Source organism: Streptomyces durhamensis (genome assembly GCF_000725475.1).
GTDB lineage: Bacteria > Actinomycetota > Actinomycetes > Streptomycetales > Streptomycetaceae > Streptomyces > Streptomyces filipinensis.
Genome location: NZ_JNXR01000007.1, coordinates 141,691 through 161,324 on the forward strand (window position 1 = coordinate 141,691; position 19,634 = coordinate 161,324).

At 72.5% G+C, this 19,634-nt stretch carries 16 protein-coding genes and 1 pseudogene; 5 read left to right on the plus strand and 12 right to left on the minus strand.

The window, feature by feature from the left end; all coding sequences use genetic code 11:
• Window positions 1-140: 140 nt before the first annotated feature.
• Window positions 141-1,559: a zinc-dependent metalloprotease gene (locus IO33_RS0111710; protein ID WP_031163423.1), complete on the plus strand. Its 1,419-nt coding sequence runs from the start codon at window positions 141-143 to the stop codon at window positions 1,557-1,559.
• Window positions 1,556-2,071 (plus strand): NUDIX hydrolase, encoded by a 516-nt coding sequence (locus IO33_RS0111715; protein ID WP_031163426.1) that lies wholly within the window; start codon window positions 1,556-1,558, stop codon window positions 2,069-2,071. The genes IO33_RS0111710 and IO33_RS0111715 overlap by 4 nt, the downstream gene beginning before the upstream one ends.
• Window positions 2,072-2,115: 44 nt before the next feature.
• Here IO33_RS0111715 and IO33_RS0111720 read toward each other — a convergent pair whose 3' ends face one another.
• From IO33_RS0111720 to IO33_RS0111735, 4 genes are all read right to left on the minus strand, one after another.
• Window positions 2,116-2,871 (minus strand): AIM24 family protein, encoded by a 756-nt coding sequence (locus IO33_RS0111720; protein ID WP_031163428.1) that lies wholly within the window; start codon window positions 2,869-2,871, stop codon window positions 2,116-2,118.
• 17 nt (window positions 2,872-2,888) lie between these two features.
• Window positions 2,889-3,569, minus strand: a complete 681-nt coding sequence (locus tag IO33_RS0111725) for an AIM24 family protein (protein WP_031163430.1) — start codon at window positions 3,567-3,569, stop codon at window positions 2,889-2,891.
• 12 nt (window positions 3,570-3,581) lie between these two features.
• The gene (locus tag IO33_RS0111730) at window positions 3,582-5,288 is read right to left on the minus strand and encodes a TerD family protein (protein WP_031163433.1); all 1,707 of its coding nucleotides are present in this window, start codon (window positions 5,286-5,288) and stop codon (window positions 3,582-3,584) included.
• Window positions 5,289-5,414: 126 nt separating this feature from the next.
• Entirely contained in the window at window positions 5,415-6,011 is a 597-nt protein-coding gene (locus tag IO33_RS0111735) for a M48 metallopeptidase family protein (protein ID WP_031163435.1), read from the minus strand.
• Between the two features lie 303 nt (window positions 6,012-6,314).
• Between IO33_RS0111735 and IO33_RS0111740 the strand changes: the two genes are divergently transcribed.
• On the plus strand, window positions 6,315-7,532 hold the full coding sequence (locus IO33_RS0111740; protein WP_031163438.1) for a TOMM precursor leader peptide-binding protein: 1,218 nt from the start codon (window positions 6,315-6,317) through the stop codon (window positions 7,530-7,532).
• The gene (locus IO33_RS0111745) at window positions 7,525-8,895 is read left to right on the plus strand and encodes an ABC1 kinase family protein (RefSeq protein WP_031163440.1); all 1,371 of its coding nucleotides are present in this window, start codon (window positions 7,525-7,527) and stop codon (window positions 8,893-8,895) included. The genes IO33_RS0111740 and IO33_RS0111745 overlap by 8 nt, the downstream gene beginning before the upstream one ends.
• Window positions 8,896-8,970: 75 nt before the next feature.
• On the opposite strand, the gene IO33_RS50355 is transcribed toward IO33_RS0111745, so the two are convergent.
• The 5 genes from IO33_RS50355 to IO33_RS0111770 all read right to left on the minus strand — a co-directional run bounded on the left by IO33_RS50355 (window position 8,971) and on the right by IO33_RS0111770 (window position 12,871).
• A complete protein-coding gene (locus IO33_RS50355) occupies window positions 8,971-9,183 on the minus strand; it encodes a hypothetical protein (RefSeq protein ID WP_157857832.1) in 213 nt (70 codons plus the stop codon).
• A gap of 146 nt (window positions 9,184-9,329) precedes the next feature.
• Window positions 9,330-9,653, minus strand: a complete 324-nt coding sequence (locus IO33_RS0111755; RefSeq protein WP_031163442.1) for a hypothetical protein — start codon at window positions 9,651-9,653, stop codon at window positions 9,330-9,332.
• On the minus strand, window positions 9,650-10,018 hold the full coding sequence (locus tag IO33_RS0111760; RefSeq protein ID WP_023546912.1) for a WhiB family transcriptional regulator: 369 nt from the start codon (window positions 10,016-10,018) through the stop codon (window positions 9,650-9,652). The genes IO33_RS0111755 and IO33_RS0111760 overlap by 4 nt, the downstream gene beginning before the upstream one ends.
• Window positions 10,019-10,190: 172 nt before the next feature.
• Window positions 10,191-10,511 carry a hypothetical protein gene (locus IO33_RS0111765; protein ID WP_031163446.1) on the minus strand — a complete coding sequence of 107 codons (321 nt, stop codon included), beginning with the start codon at window positions 10,509-10,511 and terminating at the stop codon, window positions 10,191-10,193.
• Between the two features lie 164 nt (window positions 10,512-10,675).
• Window positions 10,676-12,871: an ATP-dependent DNA helicase UvrD2 gene (locus IO33_RS0111770; RefSeq protein WP_209438846.1), complete on the minus strand. Its 2,196-nt coding sequence runs from the start codon at window positions 12,869-12,871 to the stop codon at window positions 10,676-10,678.
• A gap of 229 nt (window positions 12,872-13,100) precedes the next feature.
• Between IO33_RS0111770 and IO33_RS0111775 the strand changes: the two genes are divergently transcribed.
• On the plus strand, window positions 13,101-13,343 hold the full coding sequence (locus IO33_RS0111775) for a mycoredoxin (RefSeq protein WP_030338954.1): 243 nt from the start codon (window positions 13,101-13,103) through the stop codon (window positions 13,341-13,343).
• A gap of 96 nt (window positions 13,344-13,439) precedes the next feature.
• Here the strand turns inward: IO33_RS0111775 and nudC are convergent, their stop codons facing one another.
• The 3 genes and pseudogenes from nudC to IO33_RS44075 form a co-directional block, all read right to left on the minus strand.
• Window positions 13,440-14,384 (minus strand): NAD(+) diphosphatase, encoded by a 945-nt coding sequence (gene nudC, locus IO33_RS0111780; protein ID WP_031163450.1) that lies wholly within the window; start codon window positions 14,382-14,384, stop codon window positions 13,440-13,442.
• A 154-nt stretch (window positions 14,385-14,538) separates the two neighbouring features.
• Window positions 14,539-15,942 (minus strand): dipeptidase, encoded by a 1,404-nt coding sequence (locus tag IO33_RS0111785; protein ID WP_031163452.1) that lies wholly within the window; start codon window positions 15,940-15,942, stop codon window positions 14,539-14,541.
• A 47-nt stretch (window positions 15,943-15,989) separates the two neighbouring features.
• Window positions 15,990-19,620: pseudogene (locus IO33_RS44075) on the minus strand (ATP-dependent helicase).
• Window positions 19,621-19,634: the final 14 nt, after the last annotated feature.

The window sequence follows — 19,634 nt, forward strand, 5'->3', positions numbered from 1 at the left end:
CAGGTGCATCCATCCTGCCGCAGGCCTTCCGTGGGCGAAGCACCGAGGCCCGATCGGGTCCGGGTGTCTACGCTGGGTGGTGTTGTCGGGCAGCCGCGCCGCCGGAGCGAAACCGGTGGCCTTACCAGCCGAGGAATCCCGTGAGTGACACCCCATTCGGTTTCGGCCTTCCGCCGGAGGAGCCGGAAGACGGCGACGAGGGCAAGAAGAAGGACCAGCAGAGCGGTGGTGGGCAGGGACCGGCCAACCCGTTCGGCTTCGGCGGCCTGCCCGGAGCCGGGGGCTTTGGCGGCCCTGGTGCTGACAATCCGCTCGCAGCCATGTTCGGGTCCCTGAACCCCACCGACCTGGGCGCCGCGTTCCAGCAGCTGGGCCAGATGCTCTCGTACGAGGGCGGCCCGGTGAACTGGGACATGGCCAAGCAGATCGCCCGCCAGACGGTCGCCCAGGGCACCCCGGACGGCACCAAGGACCAGAGCGTGGGCCAGGCCGAGCGCAAGGCGGTCGAGGAGGCCGTCCGCCTGGCCGACCTGTGGCTGGACGACGCGACGTCCCTGCCCTCGGGCTCGGCCTCGGCGGTGGCCTGGTCCCGCGCGGAGTGGGTGGAGGCCACCCTGCCCGCCTGGCAGGAGCTGGTCGACCCGGTCGCCGAGCGCGTCGGCGCGGCCATGGGCGACGTCCTGCCGGAGGAGATGCAGGCCATGGCGGGCCCGCTGATCGGCATGATGCGTTCGATGGGCGGCGCCATGTTCGGCACGCAGATCGGGCAGGCCGTCGGTGTGCTCGCGGGCGAGGTCGTCGGCTCCACCGACATCGGCCTGCCGCTGGGCCCGGCCGGCAGGGCCGCGCTGCTCCCGGCCAACGTGGAGGCCTTCGGCAAGGACCTCGGCGTGCCGCAGGAGGAGGTGCGGCTCTACCTGGCCCTGCGCGAGGCGGCCCACCAGCGTCTGTTCGCGCATGTGCCGTGGCTGCGCTCGCACCTGTTCGGGGCGGTCGACGGGTACGCGCGCGGCATCAAGGTCGACACCGCCAAGCTGGAGGACGTGGTCGGCCAGTTCGACCCGCAGAACCCCGAGCAGCTGCAGGACGCCCTGCAGCAGGGCATGTTCCAGCCGGAGGACACGCCGGAGCAGAAGGCCGCCCTGGCCCGTCTGGAGACCGCTCTGGCCCTGGTCGAGGGCTGGGTGGACGCGGTGGTCCACGCGGCCGCGAAGCCGCGTCTGTCGTCCGCCGACGCCCTGCGCGAGACCCTGCGCCGCCGCCGTGCCACCGGCGGCCCCGCGGAGCAGACGTTCGCCACGCTGATCGGCCTGGAGCTGCGCCCGCGCCGGCTGCGCGACGCCTCCCGCCTGTGGGCCTCGCTCACGGACGCGCGCGGGGTCGACGGCCGGGACGGCCTGTGGGCCCACCCGGACATGCTGCCGACGGCGACCGACCTGGACGACCCGGACGGCTTCGTGCACCGCGAGCAGCTGGACTTCTCCGAGCTGGACAAGATGCTGGGCGAGGCCGCGGACGGCTCCGCCAGCAAGCCGGAAAAGGACGACGACTCCGAGTGACTCTGCACTGCGACGCGGTCCGGGTGCTGGAGACCTACGAGACCCAGCACGATCTTCGTCAGGCCTATCTGGACCACCTGGGCGCTCACCCCGGCGGGATGTGGAAGAGCTGCACCGACGGGCACATCACGGCGAGCGCCCTGGTGATCGACCCGGAGCGTGAGCAGGTCCTGCTCACGCTCCACAAGAAACTGCGCATGTGGCTTCAGATGGGCGGGCACTGCGAGCAGAGCGACAGCACGCTCGCGGATGCCGCGCTCCGCGAGGCCACGGAGGAGTCCGGCATCTCCTCGCTGCGCCTGCTGCACAGCAGCCCGGTGCGTCTGGACCGGCACCGCACGCCCTGCGCCTGGCACCTCGACGTCCAGTACGCGGCGCTCGCTCCGGCCGGCGCCGTCGAGGCGATCAGCGACGAGTCGCTCGACCTGCGCTGGTTCGGCTACGACGAGGTGGGGGACGTGGCCGACGCATCGGTCGTGCGGCTGCTGGAAGCGACACGCGCCCGGCTGTGAACGGATGCGGGGTGACCGCCCGGCGGTCACCCCGCACCTCGTCCTCAGCTCCAGACGTTCCCCTGGTTCTGCGCCCGCGCGCCGTGCTGTCCCATGCCGAACTGGGCGGCGAGGCCCTGGCCGATCGCCGCGTTCTGCGGCGGCATCAGCTCACTGGGCTGGACCAGCGCGAACCCGGACCCCATGAAGCTCAGCTCCCAGCCCTCACCGGTGTTCCCGCGCCGGCGCCACACCCCGGAGGAGTGCGTCTGCGCCTGCATCTGCACGCGCAGCCCGGTGGACCAGGCGACGATCGCGTCCGCGTCGCAGTTGACGTACTTGTCGGGTGTGACCTGCATCAGCAGCGGCGCGCCCGAGGTCATCAGGGCGACCCTGCCGCGCCCGGTGATGTTCAGCTGGTACTTCCCGGAGCCGGAGATGCCGTAGAGGCTGTCGACGGCGATGACCTCGTGGTGCAGCGAGGAGTCCATGGCGAGGACGTAGGAGCTGTCGACGGTCAGCCCGTCCTGCTCGACGTCCATGATGTGCACGTGCTGGGCGAGGTTGGCGAGGTACACCGTGCCCTGCCCGTGGCAGCGCATCAGGTCCAGGCCCTCGCCGGTGTACGCACGCGCGCGTGCCTGGTTGTTGCTGCGGTACTCGGCGTCGAACTCGACGAGGCCCTGGTAGGCGACCATGGTGCCCTTGCGGGCGAGAATGTCGTCGTGGCCTTCCAGGACGACCCGGAGCAGCTGCGAGTTCTGCAGACTCCAGCGCTCCTGGGTCTGCAGGTCGTTGTGCGCGAAAAGCGGGCTCTGCATGGCTTTCTGACTCCCCCTCAGCCCCGGACCCGGATGCGGTCGGTGCTGTCCTCGCTGGGCTGGACGACGACGATGCCCTGGCCGGAGAACGCCATCTGGTAGGCCTCTCCGCTGCCCCGGCCGATCAGCGACTGCGCCTTGAAGCTGCGCTTGCCCTTCACCCGCAGGTTCGGCGACCAGGCGACGAGCGCGTCCGGGTCGACGTACGTCTCGTCCTCGCCGCCGCCGCAGTCGACGACGATCGGCTTGCCCCGGGAGGTCAGCGCCACCCAGCCCTGTCCGGAGATCTTCGTGTTCCACAGCCCCTGCCCGGCGAACTTCGCGAGCCCCTTGACCCGCTCGACGCCCCACGTCAGATGCGCGTCGAAGGCGAGCAGGTTGGTGGCGTTGACGGAGATGCCGTCGCCGTTGAGGTTGATCACGACGACGTTCGCGCCGTAGTCGGCGAGGTAGAGCAGTCCGTCGCCGGAGCACTTCATCAGGGGCGCGCCCTCGCCGGTGATCCAGTCGCGGGCGATCTGGCGCACGGCCGGCGGGTTGGGCTCGTACTGGATGAACCCCTCGTAGGCGACCATCGAGCCCACGCGCGCGAGGAGGTCGTTTCCGGTCTGCATGGCGACCTTCAGCATGTGATTGCCGTGGTTCTCCATGCGGGCGGTGACGGGTGCGGGGGCGTAGCCCGCGAGCGGCTGGTTCATGACGGGCTCCCTTTAGACCTCGTACGGCTGGACGACGATGAAGTTGCCGGGCGCGCCCCGGAACTGGAGGTTGACGCTCTCGCCGGTGTCGCCCGGGTAGGCGTTGCGGCGCATCCGGACCTGGCTGGAGACGATCACCTGGGAGGCGGCCGACCAGGCGACGACGGCGTTGCAGTCGGCGAACGTGGTCGGTGTGACCGGCAGGACCACGGGCGTGCCGTGCGTCTTGACGACGATCGTGCCGGTGCCCTGGAACTGCATGGTGAACAGCGCGCCGCCGGGGATGCCGTGGCCCTCGATGCGGCGGACCTCGTACTGCAGGCCCTCGTCGAAGGCGAGGACGTTCTCCGCGGAGACGCAGATCGCGTCGCCCTGCAGCTCGACGGGGTGCAGATGGGTGGAGTTCTCGGCGAGGAACACCTGGCCCTGGCCGGTGCAGCGCATCAGCTGCATCTCCTGGCCGGTGGCGCTGCCGACGATCCGCCCGGCGAAACCGGCGCCCTTGTAGCCGAAGTCGACCTTGCCCTGGTACAGCACCATGCTGCCCTGCCGCGCCAGCACCGGCTGGCCGCCGATGCCGAGGTCGACACGGATGAGCTTCTTGTTCTGCTGCGTCCAGCGCTGCCCGGTCGGCGTCTCCTTGAACGCCTGCAGCGCGGCCGTCACACCGGCGCCGCCCTGCGGGGCGCCCTGCGGCACTCCGTAGCCGGCGGGCTGCTGGCCGGGGATCTGGCCGTAGCCCTGCGGCATGGGCGCGGTGGGCTGACCGCCGTAGGAGGGCGGCTGCTGGCCGTAGCCCGGGGGCATGGACGCGGTGGGCTGGCCGCCGTAGGACGGCTGCGGCGGCTGGCCGTACGCCGGCTGCTGCTGCGGGTGGCCGTACGGCGCGGGGGCCGGGGCCGGGGGCGGGACGGTGCCGCCGGCGGGCGGGGCGAGCGGGGCGATGACCGTCGGAGCGCCGTGTACGTTCCCCGCGGGGGGCGGCGTCTGGCCGGGCGGGGTGAAGCCCTGCGGCGGGGTGCCGCCGGGCGGCGGGGCGAAGCCCTGGGCGGCGGGCTGCGGGGCCGGAGCAGGCGCGGGAGCGGGGGCGCTGGGCGCGGCGAACGACGGTGGGGCCGTGCCCTGGGCGGGCGGGGCGAAGCCGGGGGCGGCGCCGGTCTGCGGCTGCTGCGGGGCGGCAGGCGCCTCCTCCTCCAGCACCTCGCCGCCGAAGTTCTTCAGCAGCGCCTCCAGGCCGCCGTCGAAGCCCTGCCCGACCGCGGCGAACCGCCAGCCGTCCTTGAAGTAGAAGTCACCGAGCATCACGGCCCGCTCGGTGGAGAACTCCGCGCCGCTGAAGGAATACCGCGCGATCTCCTCGCCGCCCGCCACGATGCGCAGGTACCCGGGGGCGATCTGGGACATCTGTCCGGCGCCGTCGAGGGTCGCGGTGAAGGACAGCTTGCGGATCTGCGAGGGGATCCGGTCCAGCGTGACCCGGAACGACTCCGTGTCGCCCGCCTGGCCGCCCAGCAGCTGGATGGACTCCTCCGGGGACTTCGGCTGGTTGAAGAAGACGAAGTACCGGTCGTCCGAGAGGCGCTCGTCGGCGTCCAGGCCGAAGCAGCTGATGTCGAAGGTGAGCCCGGGGGCGGAGATCTGCACGCCTACGTACAGATCCGTGCCCGCCGTGAGGTCACTGATCCTGGCCTTGTGGCCGCGTTGGAAGTCCCTGGCCATGCGTAACGACCGTCCCCCATCCCGAGTGTGAGTGCGTCGCGCCAGGCTAACGGCAAAGTCCGACATCGCACGCAGCCGGTACACACCCGGTACACAACCGCGCCCGGAGGCGGACGGACGCGCGGTTCATTCCGCGCGCGCCCCCGGCACATGCGGCAGCCGCTCGGCGGCGACGACCCCTTCGAGGTAGCCCCGGGCCCGCTCGGTGCGCGGGTAGGCCTCCAGCAGCCGCCAGAAGTCGGGCCCGTGACCGGGGACCAGCAGATGGGCCAGCTCATGGCAGAGGACGTAGTCGATGACGTAGTCGGGCATGCCCTGCAGCCGGTGCGAGAGCCGGATACTGCCCTCGGCCGGGGTGCACGAACCCCAGCGGGTGTTCTGGTTGGTGACCCAGCGCACGGAGGCGGGGCGCGCCCGGCCTGCGAAGTACTGGTCCGAGAGCCGCTCGGCGCGCTCGCCCAGCTCGGCGTCCCCCAGCTTCCGTCTGCTCTCCTGGGCGGCGAGTTTGTCGAGCATGACGGTGATCCAGCGCTGTTCCTCCGCCTTCGACATCCGGGCGGGGATCAGTACGACGGTGCGATCGCCCTCGCGGTACGCGGAGACCGTCCGGCGGCGCCGGGCGCTCCTGCGGACCTCGATCGCGCTCGCCCCCGAGCCGCCGGGCGGCTGGCTCGTCGTGCTGCGCTGTGGGTTTCCGGCGCGGTGCAGTGGGTCGGCGGGCACGCCCCGACGTTACCCGCTGGGCATGGCCGAAGTCCCGGCTCCGGAACGGTTCGGTGCCGATCCCCCACCATGCGTTTGATTCCTATGACTCCTCCGACTGATCCGCACATCCGGTTTACGGCGATCCGATGGAAATGACGCGCTTTCCCCAACCGGCTCGTATGACAAATAACGACAGTCTGTGGATAACCCCCCACGCCCGGCGGACCAGCACGGCATGCTGGCAGATGTCGACGGAGCGTGACCGGCTCCGCAGACGACAAGAGGATCCGGGATGCTTTCAACCGATACGGGGGAACAGCCATGCATCCGGTGATGAAACCCGCGCTGCGGCGCGGCTGGCGTGATCGCGACACCGTGCAGTTCGGAATGACACCCGCCCACGCGCTGACACTGGGCCCGATGGACCCGGCGACCAGCGGCTTCCTCGACCTGCTCAACGGCACCCGCGGGCTGCCGCTGCTGCGCGAGGAGGGCCGCCGCCTGGACCTGCCGCCCGGCCACGCCGACACCCTGCTGACCCGGCTCACCCGCGCGGGCCTCGTCGACGACGCGCGCGGCGGCGGACCGGCCGCGGACGCGCTGCGCGAGAAGACGGACGTGCTGCCGCGGCTGCGCCCCGACCTCGCCGCGCTCTCCCTGACCACCGCCGAACCGGGCGCCGCGCTCGCCCGCCTCGCCGCCCGCCGCACACTGCGCGTGCAGGTGCGGGGCGCGGGACGGGTCGGCGCCGTGCTGGCGTCGGTGCTCTCGGGCGCCGGAGTCGGCGAGGTCGACGTCCGCGACACCGGACGCGTCGAACCCTGGGACGTGGCACCGGGCGGCCTGCCCGCCGCATCGCTCGGCGAGCGCCGCGACACGGCGGCGCGCACCGCCGTGCGCCACGCGGCACCCGGCCGCCCGCCGCGACACGCCCACTCCCCCGGATCCGGCGCCCAGGACGCCGGCCTCGCCCTGGTGATCCTCGCGCCCCGGGACGAGGTGGCCGTGCACGCACCCGACCCGACCGACGCCGAGCCCCTCCTGGCCTCCGGAACCCCACACCTGTACGCCGGCGTCGTCGAGGCCACGGGGGTCGTCGGACCGCTCGTCCTGCCCGGCGCCTCGGGCTGCGCCGGCTGCCTGCACCTCGACCGCGGCGACCGGGACCCGGCCTGGCCCCGGCTGACCGCCCAGTGGCGCTCCCCGAAGGCCCACCGGGTCGCGGCCTGCGATCTGACGCTGGCCACCGCCGTCGCCGGACTGGCCGCGGCACACGCCCTGGCCTTCCTCGACGGGCGGTCGCCCGGCAGCGCGGGTACCCGCTGGGAGGTGTCCCTGCCCGGCCTGGACTGGCACAGCCGACCGGTCCGGCCGCACCCCGCATGCGGGTGTGGTGCGGCACAGAGAGGTAAGAAGGGGGAGCACACCTCAACGGGCGGCGGACGGCGCGCGACAATGGCGGTGCAACGGCCGTCGGCGGAGCGACGACGCAAGGCAGGCGAGCCGCGGCCGACTGGGACTTGGAGGGCGCATGTCTGATCTTCCCCGGAAGGCGGTCACCCGGACCGCCAAGCTCGCCGCGCTTCCGCTCGGCTTCGCCGGCCGGGCGACCTGGGGGCTGGGCAAGCGGATCGTGGGCGAGTCCGCGGAGATCGTCGGCCGGGAACTGCAACAGCGCACGGCGGAGCAGCTCTTCAAGGTGCTCGGCGAGCTGAAGGGCGGTGCGATGAAGTTCGGGCAGGCCCTGTCCGTCTTCGAGTCGGCGCTGCCCGAGGAGATCGCCGGCCCCTACCGCGCGGCCCTGACCAAGCTCCAGGAGGCGGCACCGCCCATGCCGACCCGCACCGTGCACGCGGTGCTCGCGGAACGGCTGGGTCCGGACTGGCGCGATCTGTTCGACGAGTTCGAGGACAAGCCGGCCGCCGCCGCCTCGATCGGGCAGGTGCACCGGGCCGTGTGGCACGACGGCCGCGAGGTGGCCGTCAAGGTGCAGTACCCGGGCGCCGGCGAGGCCCTGCTCTCCGACCTGGGACAACTGAGCCGGTTCGCCCGCCTGTTGGGGCCGCTGATTCCCGGCATGGACATCAAGCCGCTCATCGCGGAGCTGAAGGACCGCGTCTCCGAGGAGCTGGACTACGCACTGGAGGCGCAGGCCCAGAGCGCCCACGCGCAGGAGTTCGCGGACGACCCGGACGTGGTGGTCCCGGCGGTGGTGCACCAGTGCGATCAGGTCCTGGTGACCGAGTGGATCGACGGCATCCCGCTGTCGGAGGTGATCTCGGACGGCACCCAGGAGCAGCGCGACCGCGCCGGCCAGCTCCTGGCCCGGTTCCTCTTCTCCGGCCCGGCCCGCACCGGCCTGCTCCACGCGGACCCGCATCCCGGCAACTTCCGGCTGCTGCCCGGCGGCCCGGACGGCGAGGACGACTGGCGCCTCGGAGTCCTCGACTTCGGCACGGTCGACCGGCTGACCGGGGGGCTGCCCCTGCCCATCGGCACCTCCCTGCGCATGACGCTGGACGGCGAGGCCGAGTCCGTCTACGACATGCTCTGCGCCGAAGGTTTCGTGAAGGAGTCCATAGAGCTGGACCCCGACGCGGTGCTCGACTACCTGCTGCCGATCATCGAACCGGCCCGGGTCGAGGCGTTCACCTTCACCCGCTCCTGGATGCGCAGCCAGGCGGCCCGCATCGCCGATCCCCGCTCCCCCGCCTACCAGCTGGGCAAGCGGCTCAATCTGCCGCCGGCCTATCTGCTGATCCACCGGGTGACCCTGAGCACGATCGGCGTCCTGTGCCAGCTGGGCGCCACGGTACGGCTCCGGGAGGAACTGCAGGAGTGGCTGCCCGGATTCGTGCCCGAGGAAGAGCTGAGCGAGGAGGAACCAGCGGCGGAGGCTTGATCCGGGGTGCCTTGAGCCCGGGGGGAGGAGGGGAGGGCGGGGGGAGGGAGGGGGGAGGGGCCCCCGAAGCGGGGTTCACCACCACGCCGAGTCCAGCCGCCCCTCGATCGCCCGCAGGTTCTCCCTGGAGCAGGTGTCGCAAAAGTACTGGCGGACGCCGTTCTCCACGGAGCAGGTCCAGGTGGTCGGCGGGGCTCCGTCGGCGGGGGTGCCGCAGCGGGCGCACACGAGCACACGGCGCTCCGGAGTGGAGCCGCCCTGATCACTTCCTCCGGGAAGACTCGTCACCCGGCGACGATAACTCCACCGGCCGCGGATCGCCGTGCGCAACGCACCGCGGGGGCCGGTCCGTTCCGCCGGACCGGCCCCCGCCCAGAAGGCTCCGCCTCCCGGACGGGCCGGGAGGCCACCGCTTCTCAGGTGTGTTCTGTTCGTTACTGCATGACCGCCATGGCGAGCGCGCGCCGGGCGCGCAGCGAGGCGCGTTCGGCGCGGCGCTGCATCCGCTGGGCGACCGCCAGGCGCACGGCCTGACGTTCCCGCACGGCGTCATGGAGTCGCTCATGCATATGCGCACGAGCCAGGGCTTCTTGCATGAGTTGCATCTCTCGGGTCCTGTTCTGGCGCGCTTCGGTCGCGCCGGTGGTGCTGACGTCTGTGGTCGCGGAGCCTGCGTGCTCGCTGGTGGACGGCTTCATCGGGGCCTGCTTCTTGGGGTCGTGCGTGAGGGGGCGATCGATCGTTCCTGCGGTGTTCATGCCGTGACCGGGTTCTTCCGCGGGCGACCACGCGGCCGCTTCCGGGCGACGACGACACCCTGGACGAACAGCTCGCCGCCCCAGACGCCCCAGGGCTCACGCCGCTCCTTGGCGCCGGCGAGGCAGGCCTCGATCAGCGGGCAGGTGCGGCAGAGGGACTTGGCGTACTCGACGTCCGCCGGCGACTCGGCGAAGAAGACCTCCGGGTCGTAGGAGCGGCAGGGGACGGGTACGCCGAGGTTCTCGATGGCGTCGTCGAGCGCGGTGAGCGCGGTGAGGGGGGTCAAGGTGGAGTCCTCCGTGAGGCCGGGCGGGGGGATCGTTTGCGAAGGCGGTACGGACGGGGCGTGCGCTTCGAGTTGCACGGTTGGTCTTCCTCGTCTGGTCGTTCCGGCCGGTTGACCGGGTGTCGGCTTGGTACCGGGTTCTTTCCTGTCCCGAGGCCCCTTCGCTCCGTCGTCCCCGTTTTGGGGAAAACAGAAGGGCCGCGGATCCCGGGTGGGGTTCCGCGGCCCTGAAGGCGCCGGCCTGATCGGATCAGGCTGGATCACTCCAGGGTTCTGGCCCACGGAAGGCCCACATCAGGTGGTGCTGCGTCGTCTGCTTCCGGAATCCGGCACCGGCCGCCGCAAAGGCATAGGCATGTGCCTGTGCCGCTACCGCTTCCAGTGCCTTGGTCGGTCGCTCATTGCGCTCACGGACGGGAAGGCCCGCGAGAGCGAGGGAGGACGCCGGACGGACGGCACGAATGCCGGACAGACCGGTGCCCTGCTGGGAGGCGCCGAGCATGCACAGGGAGACGGCCGAGCGATCGGTCAGTTTGGCCGTGCTGATGGTGCTGGTGGTGATGCTGATCACTGGACTCGCCTCCTCTCGGCGTCTCAAGGACTGGGGTGAACCAGTCCGTTCGGATATGCAAGTACAACACGGAGTCGGGCCCTTGGAGAAGGCCGCTGCTTCCGTGCCTAGAACCTATGGGGATTGCTGGGGCATGCGCAAACTATTTTTTCGACGAGTTCGTATCAGTCGTCGTCGTCTGCTTCGCCGACCTCCTGGCCTGCGCAGATGGCCAGGACGTCGGTTCCGTAGCTGCGTAGCTTGCGGTTGAGGACACCGGGGATGCGGGAGAGTTCGGCGGGGCTTTCGGGCCGCGCCTCGGCGATGGCCATCAAGGTGCGGTCGGTGAAGACGCAGAAGTCCGGCTGTCCGCTGCGCGCGGCCTGGACCGCCCGCCATTCCCGCAGCCGCTGGTAGAGCGCTTCGTCCATGTCCGACGGGCAGTCCTCGCAGCGCATCAGCTTCATCTCGCCCGCGTCGGTGAGCGTGCGACCGCAGACCCGGCAGCGGGCGGGGGTGCGCTGGGCGCGCCGGGGAGCGGTGGCGCCGGCCCGGGTGGTCCCGTGCTCGACGCTTCCGCCGGCGGCGGTGCCCGCGTGGCCGACGGTGGCGGTGGTGCCGGGACGCAGCCCGTCCAGGAAGCGGCTCGCTCTGCGGTGGGGGCGGCCGCCGGGTGAGCGGGACAGGGACCAGGAGAGGTGGAGCCGTTCCCGCGCGCGGGTGACGCCGACGTAGAGGAGGCGGCGTTCCTCCTCGATCTGCTCGTCGGTGCGGGCGTAGGTGATGGGCAGCATGCCTTCGGCGATGCCGACCAGGAAGACGGCGTCCCACTCCAGGCCCTTGGCGGCGTGCAGGGAGGCGAGGGTGACGCCCTGGACGGTCGGGGCGTGCTGGGCGTTCGCCCGCTCGTCGAGTTCCGCCACGAAGTCGCCGAGGGTCGCGCCGGGCCTGGCGGCGGCGAGGTCGTGGGCGAGGTTGACCAGGGCGGCGAGGGATTCCCAGCGCTCTCTGACGGCGCCGGAGCCGGCCGGTGGTTTGCTGGTCCAGCCCTCCCCGGACAGGACGGCACGCACCTGGGAGGGCAGGTCCACGGCGTCGTCCAGCAGGGAGTCGTTGCCGCCGAAGCGGGCCGCGCCGCGCAGGGCGATGCCGGCCTTGCGCACCTCGGCCCGGTCGAAGAAGCGCTCGGCGCCGCGCAGCTGGTAGGGGACGCCGGCGTCGGCGAGGGCCTGTTCGTAGGTCTCGGACTGGGCGTTCGTGCGGAAGAGGACGGCGATCCCGGCGGCCGGGACGCCGGCGTCGATCAGCTCGCGGATGCGGCGGGCGGCGCCTTCGGCCTCGGCCGGCTCGTCGGTGTACTCGGTGTAGACGGGCTCGGGGCCGGGGGCGCGCTGGGAGAGCAGTTCCAGCCGGTGGTCGGCGGCGCGGCCGCGGGCCTGGGCCAGCAGGCCGTTGGCGAGGCGGACCACCTGGGGGGTGGAGCGGTAGTCCCGGACGAGTTTGACGACGGTGGCGCCGGGGTGCCGGGCGCGGAAGTCGAGGAGGTGGTCGGGCGTTGCTCCGGTGAACGAGTAGATGGTCTGGCTGGCGTCGCCGACGACGCACAGGTCGTCGCGGTCGCCGAGCCACAGCTCCAGCAGCCGCTGCTGCAGGGGGCTGACGTCCTGGTATTCGTCGACGACGAAGTGCTGGTACTGGGCGCGGATCTGTTCGGCGATGTCGTGCCGGTCCTGGAGGACGGCGACGGTCAGCAGCAGGACGTCCTCGAAGTCGATCACCGAGCGGTCGCGCTTGAGGTCTTCGTAGGCCGCGTAGAGGTGGGCGATCTCGGCGGGGTCGCGGGGGGCTTCGCGGCCGGCCTTCGCAGCCGCGTACGCGTAGTCGGCGGGGATGGTCTGGGTGACCTTGGACCATTCGATCTCGGCGGTGACGTCTCGCAGCTCGCCCCGGTCGAGCCGGGTGCCCAGGCTTGCGGCCGCGTCGGCGACGAGCTGGATCTTGCGGTCGATCAGCCGGGGCATGCCGCCACCGATCGCTTTCGGCCAGAAGTACTGGAGCTGGCGCAGGGCGGCGGAGTGGAAGGTGCGTGCCTGGACGCCGTGGGCGCCGAGCTGGCGGAGCCGGCCGCGCATCTCTCCGGCGGCGCGGTTGGTGAAGGTGACGGCGAGCACGCTGGAGGGCTGGAGGATGCCGGCCCGGACGCCGTAGGCGATACGGTGGGTGATCGCTCGCGTCTTGCCCGTGCCCGCTCCGGCCAGCACGCACACCGGGCCGCGCAGGGCGGTGGCCACCGCGCGCTGCTCGGGGTCGAGCCCTTCGAGCACCGCGTCGGCCGAGTCCGGTGTCCGCGGGAAGAGGGTGGAGTGCGTTGCTGCTGTCACACCGCCATGCTGCCAGGTCGCCAGGGGCTGCCGTGTCGGTTGTCCACAGGCGGGGCCCTGTGGTCGTACTAATGCGGCGGGTGTCACAGCCGCCCTGTGGAAGGTGACGGCAGGGGTCACGGCCCGCCTCGCCGGTGTCGCGGCATACCCCGGGCGGGAATGGCCGGCGGCTCGCGTACGTTCATCCCCCGGACGAACTTTTCCGAGCTGCCTGAGGAGCGCGAGAGACATGCAGGGCACTGTGACGATGTACAGCACGACTTGGTGCGGCTACTGCCGGCGGCTGAAGAGCCAGATGGACCGGGAGGGCATCGCCTACACCGAGATCAACATCGAGCAGGACCCCGAGTCCGCCGCTTTCGTGGAGAAGGCGAATGGCGGAAACCAGACGGTCCCGACCGTGCTCTTCGCGGACGGCTCGACGCTCACGAACCCGTCGCTGGCCCAGGTGAAGCAGAAGCTCGCCGCGTGACGCTCCGCGGGTTTCCGCGGTGACCGCAGCAGGGCGGCCCCTGAGGGATCAGGGGCCGCCCTGCTGCGTCTCGGTCACCGGTGGCCCGGTGGCCTCTCAGACGAAGCTGCGGGTCGGCAGGGGCTTGCCGTACCACATCTCGATCAGGCGGGCCGCGATGGAGATGCCGTAGGGCGGCAGCACCTCGCCGGACTCGAAGGCGTCGTGGAGTTCCCCGCGGGAGAACCAGCGGGCCTCGTGGATCTCGTCGCCGTCGACGTCGATCTGGGTCGAGGTGGCGCGGGCGATGAAGCCGAGCATCAGGCTGGACGGGAAGGGCCAGGGCTGGCTGGCCACGTACTCCACGGTCCCGACGGTGACGCCGACCTCCTCGGACACCTCGCGGCGCACGGCCTGCTCGATGGACTCGCCGGGTTCGACGAAGCCGGCGAGGGTGGAGAAGCGGCCCTCGGGCCAGTGGACCTGGCGGCCGAGCAGGATGCGGTCGTCGGCATCGGTGACGGCCATGATCACGGCCGGGTCGGTGCGCGGGTAGTGCTCGGCGCCGCAGGCCGCACAGCGGCGGATGTGGCCGGCGGCGGCGATGACCGTGCGTTCGCCGCAGCGGGAGCAGAAGCGGTGGGTGCGCTGCCAGTTCTCCAGGCCGACCGCGTGCACCATGAGGCCGACGTCGCGCGGCGAGAGCAGCAGGCCGGCCTCGCGCAGCCCGGCCGGGCGCGCGGACTGGTCGATACGGCCGGGCAGCGCGTCCTTCTGGAGCGCGAAGTAGCTGACGCCTTCCTCGTCGATACCGAGGAAGTAGCGGTGTGCTTCGGTGAGCGGGGCCTCGAAGGAGGGCGTCATGACGAGTTCGGTCCGGCCGTCCGGTGTCTCGTCGATGAGCACCTGACCGCCGGAGACCACGAAGCAGCGGGTCGTGGGGTGGCTCCACGCCGCCGCGAGCCAGGCCTCGTCGAGCCGGTGGTGGGCGGCGCGGTCGATGCCGCTCTGGGCGGTCAGCGAGATGGGTCGATCGGCTGTGTCGTCGGTCCAGGTGGTCACGGGTGCTTCCAACTCCCCCAGTGCAGCGGTTCGTTCGGCGGGCGGTTCGGCGGGACGTACGGCGGGAGGGCACCGGGCCGGGCGGGGACGGGGCGGCGGGGCGGTCCTTCCAGTGTGCCCCGCGCGCGGTGCCGTCCCGTACGGCGCCGGCCGGTCAGGGCGTAGGCCGCCAGTGTGCGGCCAGGTCACCCCAGAGGTAGGCGCTGGTCTCGACGCCCTTGAGGAGGAGGTCCAGCTCGACCTTTTCGTCGGGGGCGTGCCAGCCGTCGGAGGGTACGGAGATGCCCAGGAAGAGGACGGGGGCGCCGAGGACTTCCTGAAGGTCGGCGGCGGGTCCCGAGCCGCCTTCGCGGGTGAAGCGGACCGGCCTCTCGAAGGCGCGGCCCATGGCGCGGGCCACGGACCGCAGCGCGGGGTGGTCGAGCGGGGTCAGGCACGGGCGGGTGGCCGAGCCGAAGCTGATCTCGTGCCAGATCCCGGCGGGCACCTGGGTCTCGGCCCAGGCGCGGACGGCCTTTTCGAGGTGGTCGGGGTCCTGGCCGGCGACCAGCCGGAAGGACAGCTTCACCATGGCCGAGGACGGGATGATCGTCTTGCTGCCGGGGCCTTGGTAGCCGCCGCCGATGCCGTTGACCTCGGCGGTCGGGCGGGCCCAGATCCGTTCGAGGGTGCTGTATCCGGCCTCGCCGTGGGCGGCGTGGGACTTGGCGGTGGCCAGCCAGCGCTCCTCGTCGAAGGGCAGCTCGGCGAACAGTTCGCGTTCGCGGTCGGTCAGCTCGACGATGCCGTCGTAGAAGCCGGGGATCGCCACGCGCGCGTGCTCGTCGTGCAGGGCGGCGACCAGGCGGGCGGCCGCGGTGGCCGGGTTGGGCACGGCGCCGCCGAAGGAGCCGGAGTGGATGTCCTGGTCGGGGCCGTAGAGGCGGATCTCGCACTCGGCGAGGCCGCGCATGCCGGTGCACACCGTCGGGGTGTCCTCGGACCACATGCCGGTGTCGGAGACGATCACGGCGTCGGCGGCGAGCCGCTGCGCGTGTGCTTCGACGAGCGCACGGAAGTGCGGGGAGCCGGATTCCTCCTCGCCCTCGATCAACAGCTTCAGGTGGACCGCGGGGGCGGTGCGGCCGGTGGCGGCGAGGTGGGCGCGGACGCCGAGTGTGTGGAAGAACACCTGGCCCTTGTCGTCGGCGGCCCCGCGCGCGTACAGGCGGTTTCCGCGGACGACCGGCTCGAAGGGGTCGCTGTTCCAGCCGTCCTCGCGGGCGGCGGGCTGCACGTCGTGGTGTCCGTAGACGAGGACGGTGGGTGCGTCGGGGTCGTCGGAGGGCCATTCGGCGAAGACGGCCGGGGCGCCGGGGGTCGGCCAGACCTCGGCGGTCGGGAAGCCGGTCTCCGTCAGCTTGGCGGCGAGCCAGTCGGCGCTGCGCCGTACGTCGGGCGCGTGGTCGGGCTGAGCCGACACGGAGGGGATGCGCAGCCATGCAGTGAGGTCGTCGAGGAAGGCGGCGCGGTGCTGCTCGATGTACGTGCGGACGGCGCTGTCCGGGGTCTGGCTCATGCTCACGAGCCTATCGGCCCGTACGGACATCCTCGGCGGGCGGTTCGTCACACTCGGCCCGTCCGGTGCGCCGCTTCGGCGTCTTCCGTGAGGAGCCGTTCCAGGGCGGTCCGGTCGGGGAGGTCCGGGGGGCGTACGACCTCGCCGCTGCGTACGTACAGGAAGGCGGCCGTCACCGATTCCAGCGGTACGCCCTGCTGCTCGGCCCAGGCCAGGCGGTACACGGCGAGCTGCAGCGGGTCGGCGGTGTGGGTGCGGCTGGTCTTCCAGTCGACGATCTCGTACGTCGCCTCGCGGCCGTCGCCCAGCCGGTAGACCGCGTCGATGCGGCCCCGGACGACGCGGCCGGCGAGGGTGAGCTGGAAGGGGGCCTCGACCTGGTAGGGGGTGCGCCGGGCGTACTCGCTGCGTTCGAAGGCCTCCTTGAGGGCTTCCAGGTCGTGTTCGTCGGCGATCTCGGCGTCGCTGCCGGGCAGCTCGTCCGGTTCCAGCAGGGGCAGCTTCAGTTCCTCGAAGCGGGCTTCGACCCAGGCGTGGAACCGGGTGCCCCGGCGTGCGGCCGGTTGCGGGGGGCGTGGCATGGGGCGCGCGAGTTCCTGCGCGAACCCGTCCGGGTCCTCGGCCAGGCGCAGCAGCTGGGACGCGGTAAGCGTGACGGGCAGCGGGACGTCGGTGACGGCCTGCCGGGCCCGCAGCAGCTCTCCGGTGAGCGCGTCCAGGTCACGGTCCCAGGAGGCGAGGGTGCGGGCCTCCTCGGGGGTGAGGCCGGGGTCGTGCCGCGGCTCGGCGGGGCTGGGGTGGTGGTGCGGCGGGGCGGGTGCCTGCCGCGGGACGGTCGGGCGGCGGGGGCTCCAGGCGTCCCGGTCGGCGGGGGCGGGGGCGTGCGGGGCGGGGGTGACCGCGTCGTGAGGCGCCTCCCTGTCATCTGGAGCGTCCGCGTCGTGCGGGACGTCCCCGCCGGGGGCGCCGTAGGGGACGTCGTCACCGTCGTGGGGGAAGCCGTTCCCGAAGGGGGACTCCTCCCCGTCGTAGTCGTGGTCGGGGTCGTGCTCGTAGGGGAGGCCCTCGTCGTACGGCTCCTCGGCGTAGGGGTCGTCCTCCGGGGGCGGGGGCCAGTCCGGGTCGTCGACGGCGGCCGGGTCGTGGCGCGGCCGTCGGGTGTCCGGTGTCCTGGGCGGCGAGGGCGTCCAGGTGGGCGAGGACGGTCTCGGCGGCCGCGCGGCGGCGGGCCAGGGCGGCGTCGTCCAGGGGGAGCGGCCACACCTGGTCGGCGCCGGCCGTGTGCAGGGCGGGGTTCTCCTCGTCCTCGGCGGGCTCGTCGGCCCACGCCTCGATCTCGCCGTGGCCGGCGGCGCAGTGGTCGTACAGGGCCTGGAGGAAGTCGGAGGGGCCGCGCAGCTTCTTCTGGCTGGGCCCCCACCAGTGGCCGGAGCCGAGCAGCAGGGAGCGGGGGCGGGTGAAGGTGACGTAGCCGAGGCGCAGCTCCTCGGTGTGCTGGTGGTCCTTCATGGCCTCGTGGAAGGCCTTCATGCCGCGCGCGTCCCAGCTGTCGGCGTCGGGCAGGGTGTCCGTGTCGCCGCGCAGCGCGTGCGGCACCACCTTGGCCTGCGCGGTCCACTTCTCGCGGCCCTGAGCGCTGGGGAAGGTGCCCTTGACCAGTCCGGGGACGGCCACGACGTCCCACTCCAGGCCCTTGGACTTGTGGGCGGTGAGCACCTTGACCGTGTTCTCACCGCCGGGCAGGGCGTTGTCGAGGCCCTTCTCGTACTGCGCGGCGGTGCGCAGGAAGCCGAGGAAGGCCAGCAGGGTCGCTTCCGCGTCGCCCGCCGCGAAGGAGGCGGCGACGTCCAGGAAGTTGGACAGCGTCTCGCGGCGGCGGGCGGCCAGGGCGTGCGGGGACGCCGACAGCTCCACCTCCAGGCCGGTGACGGCGAGGACGCGGTGCAGGACGTCCATGAGCGGGTCGGACAGCGAACGGCGCAGGTCGCGCAGCTCGGTGGCCAGGCGGGCGAAGCGCACGCGCGCGTCGTGCGAGAACGGCAGCCCGTCGTCCGGGCCCTCGTCGTCCAGGGGGCCTTCGAGGAAGGTGTCCAGGGCGTCCGCGAGCGATATCACCTCGGCCGGGTCGACCCCTTCGACGGCCGCGGCGAGCCGGCGGTCCGGGTCGTCGGTGTCGTCCACGCGCGCGTGCGCGACGAGCAGGCGGGCACGGCGGCCGAGCAGGGCGAGGTCGCGGGGGCCGATGCGCCAGCGCGGGCCGGTCAGCAGGCGCACCAGAGAGGCGTTGGCGCCGGGGTCCTGCAGGACCTCGCACACGGCGACGAGGTCGGCGACCTCGGGCAGGTGCAGCAGCCCGGACAGGCCGACCACCTCGACGGGGATGTCGCGGGCCACGAGGGCGCCCTGGATCTCGGCGAAGTCGGTCGCCGTACGGCACAGGACGGCGATCTCGCCGGGCGCCGTGCCGGTGTGCACGAGGTGCGCGAGGGACTCGGCGATCCAGTCGATCTCCTTGGCGTGGGTGGGCAGCAGGGCGCAGCGGACCGTGCCGTCGTACTCGGCGCCGGGGGCGGGGCGGAGCGCCTCCACGCCCGCGTGCATGGCGCGCAGCGGCTCGGCGAGGCCGTTGGCGAGGTCGAGGAGGCGGCCGCCGCTGCGGCGGTTCTCGCTGAGCGCCTGCCGGGTGGCGGGCCGGCCGTCGGGGTGCGCGAAGTGCGCCGGGAAGTCGTCCAGGTTGGCGACGGAGGCGCCGCGCCAGCCGTAGATGGCCTGGCAGGGGTCGCCGACGGCTGTCACCGGATGGCCCGTCCCGCTGCCGAACAGGCCCGCCAGGAGGACGCGCTGGGCCACGGAGGTGTCCTGGTACTCGTCCAGGAGCACCACGCGGAACTCCTCGCGCAGCAGCCGGCCGACCTCGGGGATGCGGGCGAGGCGGGCGGACAGGGCGATCTGGTCGCCGAAGTCGAGCAGGTCGCGTTCGCGTTTGGCGGTCCGGTAGCGCCGGACGAGGTCGGCCAGTTCCCGGCGGGCGGCGGCCGTCTCGGGGACCCTGCGCAGGTCGGCGTTGGTGAGTTTGGCGTCCTGCAGGGTGTGCAGCAGGTCCGCGTCCCAGGCGCGCAGTTCGTCGGGGTCGACGAGGTGCTCGGCGAGTTCGGAGTCGAGCGCGAGCAGGTCGCTGACGAGGTCGGCGAAGGAGCGCGTGAGCGCCGGGTAGGGACCGGGGGCCTCGCGCAGCACGCGCGCGGCGAGCTGGTAGCGGGTGGCGTCGGCGAGCAGCCGGGAGGTGGGCTCCAGGCCGAGGCGCAGGCCGTGGTCGGTCAGCAGGCGGCCGGCGAAGGAGTGGTAGGTGGAGATCACCGGCTCGCCGGGCGGGTCGGCCGGGTCGATGGCGTCCGGATCGGTGACGCCGGCCTTGACCAGTGCCTTGCGGACGCGTTCGGCGAGCTCACCGGCGGCCTTGTTGGTGAAGGTCAGGCCGAGGACCTGGTCGGGGGCGACCTGGCCGGTGCCGACCAGCCAGACCACGCGGGCGGCCATCACGGTGGTCTTGCCCGACCCGGCTCCGGCCACGATCACCTGCGGGGCGGGCGGCGCGGTGATGCAGGCCGTCTGCTCCGGGGTGAACGGGATACCGAGGAGCTCTTTGAGCTGCTCGGGGTCGGTGATACGGGCGGGCATGTCGGGAAAGGCTA